General features: G+C 45.1%; 11 protein-coding genes. 7 read left to right on the top strand and 4 right to left on the bottom strand.

Features of this window, described 5'->3' with window-relative positions; genetic code table 11:
• Window positions 1–72 precede the first annotated feature (72 nt).
• The gene (locus tag R8G66_29695) at window positions 73–1,410 is read right to left on the bottom strand and encodes a DUF4249 domain-containing protein (protein MDW3196587.1); all 1,338 of its coding nucleotides are present in this window, start codon (window positions 1,408–1,410) and stop codon (window positions 73–75) included.
• A gap of 172 nt (window positions 1,411–1,582) precedes the next feature.
• Here R8G66_29695 and R8G66_29700 point away from each other — a divergent pair, with 172 nt between their 5' ends.
• From R8G66_29700 to rpiB, 4 genes are all read left to right on the top strand, one after another.
• On the top strand, window positions 1,583–2,575 hold the full coding sequence (locus R8G66_29700) for an aspartate-semialdehyde dehydrogenase (protein MDW3196588.1): 993 nt from the start codon (window positions 1,583–1,585) through the stop codon (window positions 2,573–2,575).
• A 211-nt stretch (window positions 2,576–2,786) separates the two neighbouring features.
• Window positions 2,787–4,061: a serine hydroxymethyltransferase gene (gene glyA / locus R8G66_29705; GenBank protein ID MDW3196589.1), complete on the top strand. Its 1,275-nt coding sequence runs from the start codon at window positions 2,787–2,789 to the stop codon at window positions 4,059–4,061.
• 74 nt (window positions 4,062–4,135) lie between these two features.
• A complete protein-coding gene (gene tatC / locus R8G66_29710; GenBank protein MDW3196590.1) occupies window positions 4,136–4,933 on the top strand; it encodes a twin-arginine translocase subunit TatC in 798 nt (265 codons plus the stop codon).
• 3 nt (window positions 4,934–4,936) lie between these two features.
• A complete protein-coding gene (gene rpiB, locus R8G66_29715) occupies window positions 4,937–5,374 on the top strand; it encodes a ribose 5-phosphate isomerase B (protein MDW3196591.1) in 438 nt (145 codons plus the stop codon).
• A gap of 89 nt (window positions 5,375–5,463) precedes the next feature.
• Here rpiB and R8G66_29720 read toward each other — a convergent pair whose 3' ends face one another.
• Window positions 5,464–6,729, bottom strand: a complete 1,266-nt coding sequence (locus tag R8G66_29720) for a hypothetical protein (GenBank protein ID MDW3196592.1) — start codon at window positions 6,727–6,729, stop codon at window positions 5,464–5,466.
• A gap of 251 nt (window positions 6,730–6,980) precedes the next feature.
• Between R8G66_29720 and rbfA the strand changes: the two genes are divergently transcribed.
• The 3 genes from rbfA (at window position 6,981) to R8G66_29735 (ending at window position 11,615) form a co-directional block, all read left to right on the top strand.
• A complete protein-coding gene (rbfA, locus tag R8G66_29725) occupies window positions 6,981–7,355 on the top strand; it encodes a 30S ribosome-binding factor RbfA (GenBank protein ID MDW3196593.1) in 375 nt (124 codons plus the stop codon).
• On the top strand, window positions 7,352–8,575 hold the full coding sequence (locus tag R8G66_29730; GenBank protein MDW3196594.1) for an FtsX-like permease family protein: 1,224 nt from the start codon (window positions 7,352–7,354) through the stop codon (window positions 8,573–8,575). The genes rbfA and R8G66_29730 overlap by 4 nt, the downstream gene beginning before the upstream one ends.
• 109 nt (window positions 8,576–8,684) lie before the next feature.
• Entirely contained in the window at window positions 8,685–11,615 is a 2,931-nt protein-coding gene (locus R8G66_29735) for a DEAD/DEAH box helicase (protein MDW3196595.1), read from the top strand.
• An 18-nt stretch (window positions 11,616–11,633) separates the two neighbouring features.
• On the opposite strand, the gene R8G66_29740 is transcribed toward R8G66_29735, so the two are convergent.
• Window positions 11,634–12,005 carry a hypothetical protein gene (locus R8G66_29740; protein ID MDW3196596.1) on the bottom strand — a complete coding sequence of 124 codons (372 nt, stop codon included), beginning with the start codon at window positions 12,003–12,005 and terminating at the stop codon, window positions 11,634–11,636.
• A gap of 3 nt (window positions 12,006–12,008) precedes the next feature.
• Complete coding sequence (locus R8G66_29745) at window positions 12,009–12,176, bottom strand: hypothetical protein (protein MDW3196597.1); 168 nt, start codon at window positions 12,174–12,176, stop codon at window positions 12,009–12,011.
• Window positions 12,177–12,205: the final 29 nt, after the last annotated feature.

Raw genomic sequence — 12,205 nt, forward strand, 5'->3', positions numbered from 1 at the left:
GCATCTACATATTAAGGATTTGCTAAGGCTAAATACAAGACAATTGAGGCTATTTTCGAAGTGTAGAAATGACTAATCATCCCATACCGCAGGCCTTTCTACAGTACCGTAAGTTGTGCAATCACTACACAAGAAATGCGCAACGGAAACCTGATCTTCCGCGGGAGACATACTGGTGATCCTGAGGTTCGGGGAACAGCGAGAATTCATCGCAAATTCTAATGCTGACCAATCATAAGTTCTGGTGGTAAAAAAGGTGGTATCCCCATCTCTGGAAATGATAAAGTCTTCTTCGATGATCAGCACATTAAATGTCGTCTCACCTCGGGAATAACAATTGATATCGTTAAAATCCAACCCCCCGGGATCCGGAAGAAGTGGATGCGGTTCGCAAATCCATTCCTCAGTCTGTATGCCTTCATCAAGGAATTCATGATAGCTCAGCCTCTTTTTGACTTCTGTCACACCAGCCACTTCAAAATAACCCAGCACCAAATCCAGTGGATTGTCTACATTCTTAATGTTGCTTGGCATGGTTCCGAGTTGCTCGTCTGATAAGCTACCTTGTGACTCATTGGATTCACGCAGTTGTTTAAAATAAGTGTGAGCATTGTTGGAGATGGTCAACTGCCTCACTGCAATGATGTACTGATAAGCCAACTCACGAGCAAATTCGCTTATGAAACGGACCCTGAACTGAAAGATCCTGTTTTCGATAAGTCCTCTGGTAGTGGCAAGTAATGGAGATGTTGGATAACCTACCCGATAGCAAGTGCCCAGCGGCTGGGGCCTTTCAATCAGCTGAAAATTGTCCCCACCACCCATCCAGTCAAATTCAGAGGGATAGGGCACAGGTACTTCATAGCTTTCTACGTAATCGTAGCGAAAACTATGTGGCTCTTCCGCATCAGACTGAGCGTCAACAAAAATCTGGACGCCTGTAAAATCATTGCCATTCAGATCCTGCACTGGGATAGAAGTGTATTCCGCATAAACGCTATCGATGGGGACCGGATCACGCAATAACTCCGGGTCAGATAAGAATTCCTGGCCATCCGGCAATACGATTGATAATCGATAGGTCTGTCCTGGAATCCCCGCATAATTGGGATTGGTCACATAATGCCCCGGCGTGGTTTCTCTCAATACAACCCTGTTTCCCGAGGCTTCAATAAATGCCACTTCGGCATCAGATCCCGCCAAATTGAGATTCGTATCCAGAGGAAAAGTATAGCTCAAGTTGACAAAATGCTCTCGAGCTTCATTGGTGAGTGACGCATCAACTACTAGTTTTCGATCAAATCCAATGGATTGGAAGTCGAACGGCTCGACACAAGCCAATATTAGGATGAATAGACAGGGTAAAAATCGTTTTAGCCTTAAGCTGAAAGAAGGGTTGATTTGTATCATCGGTCAAAATTGGTCGGTGATCTGAATAGGTAACAGTTGCTGCTGATTTGCCCCTTATCAAAATTAACCGATGAAAATGGAACCAAAAGCATGTAACTCGGTTTCGTTGAACAAGCAAAATTGGTAGTTTTGCGGCCACCCCACGAATTTTTAAAGCAAATTCTTACATAAAATGAAACTGGCCGTTGTTGGTGCAACCGGTCTGGTAGGACAAGAGGTGCTACGAGTACTGGAAGAAAGAAATGTTGAATTCAGTGAATTGATCCCTGTGGCTTCGCCGAGATCAATTGGAAAGACGATTACCTGTAAACAGAAAGACTGGACAGTAATCGGCATGGATGACGCCATTGCAGTCAAACCGGATGTGGCTATTTTCTCTGCCGGAGGAGGCACTTCTAAAGAGTGGGCTCCAAAATTTGAAGAGGCGGGTACCATCGTCATCGATAACTCTTCTGCCTGGAGAATGGATCCTGACAAAAAACTCGTGGTTCCTGAAATCAATGGGAAGGACCTTCGCATCGATGATCGTATCATTGCCAATCCGAACTGTTCCACCATTCAAATGGTATTGGCCCTGGCGCCATTGCATGAACGTTACGGGATCAAGAGAATCGTCGTTTCTACTTATCAATCTGTGACCGGAACAGGTAAAGATGCAGTCGATCAAATGAATAATGAGCGCAAAGGAGTGGACGGACCTATGGTGTATCCCCATGCGATAGATCAGAATGCTTTGCCTCACATCGATGTTTTCTTCGATAATGGCTATACCAAGGAGGAAATGAAAATGGTCAATGAAACCAAGAAGATCCTCAATGACTACAGTATCGAAGTGACTGCTACTTGCGTACGTATTCCCGCTGTAGGTGGACATGCCGAGTCTGTGAATATCGAATTCAACGAAGATTACGATCTAAAAGAATTGACAGGCATACTAGCCGAAACTCCAGGCGTTGTAGTGCAGGACGATCCTGCGAACAATGTGTATCCTATGCCGATCACCGCACATGGCAAGGATGAAGTATTCGTCGGCAGAATTCGCCGGGATGATACCCAGCCTAACACGGTAAATCTCTGGATCGTAGCAGATAACCTCAGAAAAGGTGCTGCTACAAATGCGGTGCAGATTGCCGAATACATGATGGAGAATAGTCTGGTATTCTAAGGAAAGTTAATCTCCGAAGTTCTCAGAAATAAGCATACATGGATCCCGGCCCGATGGTCGGGATTTTTTTTTAGGAAAAACTATCCATCGAATGCATTGTCCTTGTAAAAAACAGATGAATTTGATGTTATCTGTAGCATATTTTACAATCAGCAAGAAGGACATAATAAAGAGTTATAGAATCTTAAGGATTTGGACCTAATTTTGGCCCATGCAGCGAGATCAACAATTGTTCGATCTGATCGGTCGCGAAAATGATCGTCAGGTCAATGGTTTGGAGCTTATAGCTTCTGAAAACTTTGCTTCCTCTCAAGTGATGGAGGCTCAAGGTTCCGTACTTACGAATAAATACGCAGAAGGACTCCCCGGAAAGCGTTATTATGGAGGATGTGAAGTTGTTGACGAAGCGGAAAATCTGGCTAAGGAAAGGATCAATGAACTTTTCGGTGCCACCTGGTCCAATGTTCAGCCTCATTCAGGTGCTCAAGCCAACGCTGCTGTCATGCTGGCGATCTTAAAGCCAGGAGCAAAAATTTTGGGTTTTGACTTATCTCATGGAGGTCACCTGACCCATGGTTCACCCGTGAATTTCTCAGGAAAGCTTTACCAGCCATCTTTCTACGGTGTGGAAGAAGCAACCGGCCTGATCAATTATGATACCGTAGAAGCTACAGCGGCCAAAGAAAAACCAGAGCTGATCATCTGTGGAGCTTCTGCTTACAGCCGCGACTGGGATTATGCCCGATTACGAGCAATTGCCGATGAAAATGGTGCGTTGTTACTAGCAGATGTATCTCATCCTGCCGGTTTAATCGCACGTGGCTTGTTGAACGATCCGCTGGATCATTGCCACATCGTGACGACCACTACGCATAAAACACTTCGCGGACCGAGAGGCGGATTGATCATGATGCGGGAGGATTTTGAGAATCCTTTCGGACTGAAAACACCCAAAGGCAAGACCAGAATGATGAGCAGTTTGCTCGATTCGGGCGTATTCCCAGGAACACAGGGTGGTCCGTTGATGCACGTTATCGCTGCTAAAGCTGTGGCTTTTGGTGAAGCATTGAGTGACGAGTACATGTCCTATATCCTACAGGTGAAGAAAAATGCTGCAGTAATGGCACAGGCTTTTGTCAGCAAAGGCTATAAAGTGATCTCTGAAGGTACGGACAATCACATGATGTTGATCGACCTTCGATCTAAAGATGTCTCCGGGAAAGAAGCGGAAGCAGCACTTGGTCAGGTCGATATCACGGTCAATAAGAACATGGTTCCTTTCGACGACAAGTCACCATTCGTGACTTCCGGTATCCGAACTGGTACGGCTGCGGTTACTACCCGTGGATTGAAAGAAGCGGACATGGAGAGAATCGTTGAACACATCGATGAGGCGCTCATGAACAGAGAGGATGAAGCCAAGTTGAAAGCAATCCGCACTGAAGTCAATAACTGGATGAAAGATCGTCCTTTGTTTGTAAGCTAATCTAAGTGGAAAGACGTCTGGCATCCGAAGATCAAACTCCTGCTCCTTTGGATCAGGAACCCGAAGAAGGTGAAATGTCGTTCCTCGATCACCTTGAGGAACTTCGTTGGCACATCATTCGATCACTGGTTGCAATTGTGGTTTTCGCAATCGCAGCTTTTGTGTCCAAGGACATTGTCTTTGGCATGGTCATTTTGGGACCTTCAAAAGCCGACTTTTGGACTTTCCGAACCCTGTGCGAGTTATCTTCCGCGATAGGTGTTGATGCGTTTTGTATTGAGGAATTGCCCTTCATCATTCAGAGCCGTCAAATGACCGGACAGTTCATGATGCACATCACGTCCTCTTTTGTCATTGGACTGATCATCGCCTTTCCCTATGCCTTTTGGGAGATCTGGCGGTTTGTGAAGCCTGGACTTTATCCTAGAGAGCGTAGAGCAGCACGTGGAGCGACCTTCTATGTGAGCATTTTGTTTGCCTTAGGTGTACTCTTCGGATACTTCGTGATCGCACCGATCTCCGTTTACTTCCTTACGAACTACCAGATCGACCCGTCGATCCTAAATGAGATAGATATCATCTCTTATGTTGGGCTAGTCTCGACGCTTGTGCTGGCCTGTGCATTGCTGTTTCAGCTTCCTGTGTTAGTATTTTTCCTGACCAAAGCCGGTCTGGTGACTCCCGCATTGATGAAGCAATACCGCAAACATGCCATCGTAGCGATCTTGATCCTTGGTGCCATCGTGACACCCCCCGATGTATTTAGCCAGGTGCTGATCGCTATCCCGCTTATTCTCTTGTACCAAATCAGTATACTGATCTCAAAAAGAGTTTTGAACCGCGATTCTTCTGAAGAACTTTCAACAACCTGACCCATGCCACCTAAAAAAATAGCCATCGGCGGAGATCACGCCGGATATTACTACAAAGAAAAACTAGTCGCCTCCTTACGAGAAAAAGGATACGAGGTAGAAGATTTTGGCCCTTTCAGCGCTGATTCTGCGGACTATCCTGATTTTGTGCACCCGGCCTGCACTTCTATTGAAGAAGGTAAAAATGAAATGGGCGTACTCATTTGCGGAAGTGGGCAAGGGGTTGCGATCACAGCCAATAAACACCAAGGCATTCGTGCAGCCTTAGTATGGGATAGAGACCTGGCAAAACTTAGTAGACAACACAACAACGCTAATGTCATTTGTTTGGCAGCGAGGTTTGTGGGTTTTGAATTAGCCGAAAGTATGGTCGATGCATTCCTGAATGAGGCCTTCGAAGGCGGACGCCATGAAAGAAGGGTGAATAAGATCAGCTGCTAACCTTCGACAGGCTCAGTTTCGAGAGACTTAATTTGGCAGCCTTAGTTCAACGGGTTCAGTTCATCTAGCTCAGTTCGCTCTTCACGAGGTTACCGAACCCTGTAATAACTAGACCCACGGCGTTCGTAGCGGGCTTCTAACTGTGGGAATCTGAAGAAAAGCTTACTGACTACTCCCAGGTCATCAATGATGACATCCGGGTCGCTCGCAAGCAAGTTGTCGTGGATTCGGGCTGCCGGCTGATAATAGTCCAACTTTCCCAGCCATCGATTACTTAGCTTTTGGTCGAGAAATGGGGATCCTATCTGATACGTCTGGTATGGTCCCAGGCCACTTCCGAAATAAAGCAACTTTTCCTGCTTCTGTTCCGCAGGCTGAGGTAATTCCAAATTAGTTTGATGGAATGGTAAATAAGGATAAACCAATAATCCGATAACCAGTAAATATGGCACAGTTAGCTGATAAAGTGGTTTACGGAGCAGCAAGACATAATGGGATAAGAAAAAGCTCAATGCCGGCACAAATAAAATCAACTGCGAAGACCCCAGCTCCACACTCACTAACATGGCCAGCATCCCTCCACCGATTGTAAGGAGCATCACTTGCTGAATTTTAGTCTGGAAGTTGGCGTATTTCCCTTTCGATAATACTGATAGGATGGTCAACAAACTCAAAAACAAGAAAAACGATCCAGCAATTAACAAGGGAACAATACCGACATTGTAACTGCGAGCATTCAAAATACCTCGTAACAGGTAACTATCTATAAATGCCCATTGTGCGCCGTACCAATAGAAATAACAAAACGAAATGATCACCGGCACCACCAACCCATAGAAAAACAACATGAGTCTTCTGGCTGCAGGAGAGGAAAAAAGGAGCAAAGAAGACAGCATCACTACGAAGTACACCACCGCAGGCAGATAAAACAGCATAGCAATGCCTAAATACAATCCTGCGTAAAGAAAGAGTTCATCTTGTACCTCATTGTCAATCCTGCGAAAGATATTGTTGAGGGACAACAATATGAAGGTAAGGCTCATCAACTGCGGAGACAAGGCATAGGCATCAGGAATGGCAGATGCTACCAGTATGTAAAAAAACGCAGGGAAGTAATTATTCTCCTTGAACGCACCATTTCGCAACAAGATGATGTTCAATATACTCGCCTGGATCATGACAATCAGGGTCGCCAGGATCTGATGACTTAGCCAGGACCTTCCAAAAAGGACATCTACAAACTTGTAAGTATAAGCGGCCAGCGGACCTGTATAATCGAAAGTTTCGCTGTACATGCGAAATCCCTCACCAAGCCTTTCGCCGAGCAGCAGCCACTTGAACTGCGTTTCAAGCATAGGAAAACCCTGCCATACACCTACACTTCTGACCGCAATCAGTATGAGAAAGATGACAACCAGTAGGTAGGGATCGTTTACTTTGAAAAACCGGAGCAATGGGCTAAATCCTATTTCCCGGCGAAATTAACCCTACTTTGTGACCTTTTATAAAATAAAAATTGAAGTTGTTGGGTCAAGTGTGGCTTCTCAAATGTAAGGCCGACCGAAATCGGGATGAATGGGATGAGAAATCCCACTAAATTTGGGGCATGGATGGAAAGCGGCAGAACAAGTATTCACGTCAGATCCTCAAAGACCTGACCGAGATCTTCCAGAAAGACCCAAGGCATTTTTTCGGTAATGCATTCGTCACTGTTACGGATGTAGAGGTATCTCCTGACCTAAGCCTGGCCCGGGTGTATCTAAGTGTTTTACCAGTGACTGATGCTGATGGGGTTTTTCAACGACTGGATGATGTAAAAAGTGAAGTGCGAAAACTACTGGGTAACAAGATCGGCAAGCGCATCCGTAAAATTCCGGAACTGGCCTTCTTCCATGATGATACCGGCGAACAAGCTTCCAAAATGGATAAACTGATCAATAGCCTGGTGATCCCGCCAGAAAGCAAAGACGATCAGGATTGAATATCTCCCTTTTCATAGCGAAACGTTATTTTCTCTCTCGTAAGAAGAAAAATTTCATCAATGTGATCTCGACGATCTCCATGTTGGTAGTGGGTATCGCAACCATGGCATTGATCATCGTACTTTCTGTTTTCAATGGGCTGGAAGGGCTATTGCGATCGATTTACAGCGATTTTGATCCTGAAATCAGAATCACTGCGACAGAAGGTCGGTCATTCGTATTCACTGATAGTCTTTCTCAGGCGATCTATGATGTGGAAGGTGTGGCAATTGTCACAGAAGTGATCGAAGATAATGTGCTTATCAAATATGACGATGCACAACGTGTAGTTCGCATGAAAGGAGTTTCAGATAATTTCCTGCAACAAAATCGCCTGGACCGAACCCAGGTTTCGGGAGAGTTGGTATTGGTTTATAATAATGTAGGCTATGCCATTGTTGGCAAAGGCATTCAGCTGGACCTAAACATCAACCCATCCGACGAGTTTCGCACTATTCAGGTATACTATCCCAGGGATATTGGCCCCGGAGTGGTCAACCCTGAGCGACTGACGACCGTCCGCCACATCCTGCCCGGCGGCATTTTCTCGGTGGAAAAACATTACGATGACAACTACATGCTCGTTCCGCTGGCCTTTGCCCAGGACTTGCTGAGATACGGCAATAAGCGAAATGCACTGGAGATAAAGGTGGATGAGCTGAAAAACTTACCTGAAACCAAAAAAAGGCTATCAGATGCATTGGGCAACCAATATACGGTCCAAACCAACGACGAAATACACGAAGACCTGTACAAGGTTTTGAAGATTGAAAAGTTCTTTGTCTTTGTCACTTTTTCCCTGATCATCGGCATTGCTTCTATCAATATCTACTTCGCTTTGATGATGCTCGCCATCGATAAACAGAAAGATATTTCCATCCTGGCCGCACAAGGCGCCGATGCTTCTCTGATCCGGAAAATCTTCCTTTGGGAAGGGGGATTGGTCGCGCTGGTGGGCGCTTTTGTCGGGCTTACTTTGGGCGTATCGATCAGCTACATACAGCAGGAATTCGGGATCATCTCCATGGGCATGCAAACAGCGATCATGGAAGCCTATCCAGTCAAAGTAGAATGGTTTGATGTGATGACCACCTGCATTTGTGTAGTGTTGATAACTTTTTTGGCCTCCTTCCAACCTGCCCGCCTGGCAGCAAGAAAAATCTCACTTAGAGCACTTTAGGTCGGCCTGAGGTTGTGGATTTCCGGCAGCCGGCAAAAGCTTTACTTTTCCTTAATATAATTTCTCTTCAAAATATGATAGATTCGGAGTTTGCTTCTTTAAAAATTTTATGAAAGTAGCCCCGGAACAGCCGTTCAAATTGATCTATTCGTTATTTGATCACGAATACCTGGGTTACATTTTCGAATCATTTGTTATTCAGTTAGACGGGAAGGGACAGCTGACCTTCTCTCATCAAAACATTTCTTCTAAGAATGCGGCTGAGTTCAACTCCGGACTGGACGAGAACGATTACAAGCTGATCAAGATCATGGACAACATGCAGCAGGACAAAGTGATCAAGCACTTTACCAAGAAGAAAATCAAGCCGGATCAGTTCTTCCTGAAAACCTATGACAAAAAGGTTGGGGACGAAACCTTGCAGCGAGAAATCCACAATTACCTGGAAAGAAGAAGGTCGGAGATTTTACCCCTCCTCGCGGGAAAGATGCTGTTTGAAATGGGATCAGATGGTGAGCCTGCCTGGCGGGAGATCAAGATCCTGGAAGAAAAAGCGACAGTGCTTTTTCACTTCCGAAAAAACGAGGACAACACACATTATTTCCCGACCATCAAACTAAAAGGAGAAAAGCTGGAATTTCGCCACAACGGGAGCTACATCGTGTGCAGTGAGCCCGCGTGGATCGTAGTAGATAACCAACTGTTCACCTTCGAAAAAGAAATCAGTGGTGGCAAGATCAAACCTTTTCTAAATAAGAAATTTATCCTGATCCCGAAAAATGTTGAAGAAACGTACTTCCAAAAGTTCGTAGCGCCCCTTGTGGCCTCTTTTGACGTCTATGCCAAGGGATTCGACATACAGACGGAAAGCTACGAGCCCAAACCAGTACTTACACTTTCGGAAGTACAACAAGCGAGTTCCAAGCCCATTTCCTTGTTTGACGAGCAAAAAGAGGAAGATAAAAACCGGGAAAAGAAAGTACTGATCGAACTTCAGTTGGGTTATGGTCAATATCAATTCCGTGCAGATCAGCTGAAAGAAGTAAGTGTCTCCTTGGAGAAAAATGGTGAAGACTATACGTTCCATCGAATTCGCAGAAAGCTAGAGGTTGAAAAATCGATCCTAAAGCAACTCGGTGACAGTGGTCTGGTTGTTCGGAATTCAAGAGCCACCATGACTGAAGGGCAAATTTTTGCCTGGCTCAATGAACAGCGCAATCTGCTTCGGGAACTTAACATCGATGTTTGTCAGATTCAAAATAATGGTAAGGTCTACTTCCTGGGTGAATCTTCCATTGACATCAAGATCGAAGAAGGTATTGACTGGTTCGATATCAAAGCCGTGGTACGGTTTGGCAGCTACGAAGTGCCCTTCAAAACCATTCGGAAACTGATCCTCCAGAAGAAAAATGAGGTTCGACTTCCCAACGGAGAAATAGGCATCATTCCTGACAATTGGATTGAGCAATACAGCGATTTATTTGCGTTTTCGAGTGATGAGAATGACGAGAACATCCGACTGGAAAAATATCACCTGGCGCTCGTCAATGAGTTGAAAGAAAACAACGCGGCCAGTGTTTCTATCACGAGAAAGCTGAACCGCCTGTTAGATTTCAACGAAATAGAGGAACAGGTCATCCCTTCTGATTTCAAAGGAGACTTGAGGCCTTATCAGCAAGCAGGCTTCAACTGGTTGCGGTTTCTCGATGAATATGCATTTGGCGGATGCCTGGCCGATGACATGGGTCTGGGTAAAACCGTGCAAACCCTGGCTATGCTGCAGGATACCTGCGAACAGCATCCGGGCACTACGTCCTTGCTGATCATGCCCACGTCCCTGATCTACAACTGGGAAATGGAGGCCAGTAAGTTTACTCCGAAACTCAAAATCCTGAAATACACGGGCTCCAATCGGGTCAAAGATCATGCACAGTTTTCAAACTATGATCTGGTGATTACCAGCTACGGCATCACTCGCCTGGATGTTGAGATCCTGGGAGAGTTCTACTTCAATTACATCGTGCTTGATGAATCTCAGGCCATCAAAAATCCGGAATCGATCATTGCCAAGTCTGTGAAGGAATTGAAATCCAGACGGAAATTGATCCTGAGTGGTACGCCTATCGAAAACAGTACCATGGACCTGTGGTCCCAGCTTTCATTTGCCAACCCGGGACTGCTGGGTTCCAAGAACTATTTCAAAACGGAGTATTTGCTTCCGATCGAAAAGCGCAACGATGAGAAAAAGGTAAAGCGGCTCAATGCCATGATCAAACCTTTCATCCTGCGCCGGGAAAAGTCTCAGGTGGCAACGGATCTCCCGGAAAAAGTGATCAATGTAACTTATTGTGATCTTTCGGATCAACAACGTGAGGTCTACGAAAGAGAAAAGAATCAATACCGCAATAAGATCCTCGACCTGATTGAGACAGAAGGACTGAAAAACTCACAGTTCTTATTGTTGCAAGGGCTTACGAAGTTGCGTCAGATCGCCAATCACCCGGTACTGACGGATGAAACCTATCAAGGCGATTCTGGGAAATTCCAGGATGTGGCTTACATGATCGAAAATGCGCTTCGTGGCGATCACAATATCCTGATCTTTAGCCAGTTTGTGAAGCATCTCAAGTTGGTGGGTAAATACCTCAACGACCAGCAGATCCCATACGCGTACCTGGACGGTAGTGTAAAAGATCGCAAAGATCAGGTCATGAAGTTTCAGGAAAACGAAGACATCAATGTCTTCCTGATCTCGCTAAAAGCAGGTGGACTAGGACTGAACCTCACAAAAGCAGACTATGTGTTCATCTTAGATCCCTGGTGGAACCCTGCCATAGAAGCTCAGGCCATCGACCGGGCGCATCGTATCGGGCAGAAAAACAAAGTCTTCACTTACAAATTCATCGCTCGAGATACGGTAGAAGAAAAAATACTGATCCTACAGCAAAGCAAACTCAAGCTGGCCCAGGAACTCATTTCAATTGAGGAAAGCTTCGTGAAAAGTCTGAGCAAGGAAGACATCACGAAGTTGTTTGATTAAATATTACCTCAAACGAAGTTAGTCTTCTGACCATTCGGCCAAGTCGTCAACCGGTCTTGGTAATCTTCCTTCCAGCCATTTTGCAAGTGTCCCTGGTTTAAATTCTTTATCAGTAGTTTCTATCACCCATGATAAAAACTCGTCGGGTCCACCGTTCATATAGGGAGGAGGCGAAACGGGATAAAAAATTGTCGGAAGTCTCTCATTCAACGATAAGTAGTTGATAACATGTCCCAGTTCCTGAACAACATGCCATGCCAACGAATGCTTGATATCTAAAGAGAATTTGATCCACCAAAGCCCATCATCGCCACCAAAAGAAATAGGTTTCTGCAGGGATGGTACCCTTTCTAAGTAATCAATGATTGTTTTAAATGCTCTTTCGTCCATTGTTTAAAGTTGAATTGATTGATACTTTAAAGCCGTATCGACAATTTCTTCGGGAGAAAGTTCATCATGATATATCAAATCAGAAACCCCTGGATGCCGAACATTTCTTTCCAGAAGTTCAATCCAACCGTCAATTTCTGCTTCTGATCCTTCAATTTGAATGATCTTCACTACTAGTTCGATAAGCGCTTCTCTGTTCA

Source organism: Cytophagales bacterium, assembly GCA_033344775.1.
In the GTDB taxonomy this organism is placed as follows: Bacteria; Bacteroidota; Bacteroidia; order Cytophagales; family Cyclobacteriaceae; genus JAWPMT01.

Excerpts from the sequence above, each read along its gene's own strand:
- R8G66_29695 (MDW3196587.1), bottom strand. The coding sequence starts at position 1,410 with ATGATACAAATCAACCCTTCTTTCAGCTTAAGGCTAAAACGATTTTTA.
- R8G66_29700 (MDW3196588.1), top strand. The coding sequence starts at position 1,583 with ATGAAACTGGCCGTTGTTGGTGCAACCGGTCTGGTAGGACAAGAGGTG.
- glyA (MDW3196589.1), top strand. The coding sequence starts at position 2,787 with ATGCAGCGAGATCAACAATTGTTCGATCTGATCGGTCGCGAAAATGAT.
- tatC (MDW3196590.1), top strand. The coding sequence starts at position 4,136 with ATGTCGTTCCTCGATCACCTTGAGGAACTTCGTTGGCACATCATTCGA.
- rpiB (MDW3196591.1), top strand. The coding sequence starts at position 4,937 with ATGCCACCTAAAAAAATAGCCATCGGCGGAGATCACGCCGGATATTAC.
- R8G66_29720 (MDW3196592.1), bottom strand. The coding sequence starts at position 6,729 with ATGCTTGAAACGCAGTTCAAGTGGCTGCTGCTCGGCGAAAGGCTTGGT.
- rbfA (MDW3196593.1), top strand. The coding sequence starts at position 6,981 with ATGGATGGAAAGCGGCAGAACAAGTATTCACGTCAGATCCTCAAAGAC.
- R8G66_29735 (MDW3196595.1), top strand. The coding sequence starts at position 8,685 with ATGAAAGTAGCCCCGGAACAGCCGTTCAAATTGATCTATTCGTTATTT.
- R8G66_29740 (MDW3196596.1), bottom strand. The coding sequence starts at position 12,005 with ATGGACGAAAGAGCATTTAAAACAATCATTGATTACTTAGAAAGGGTA.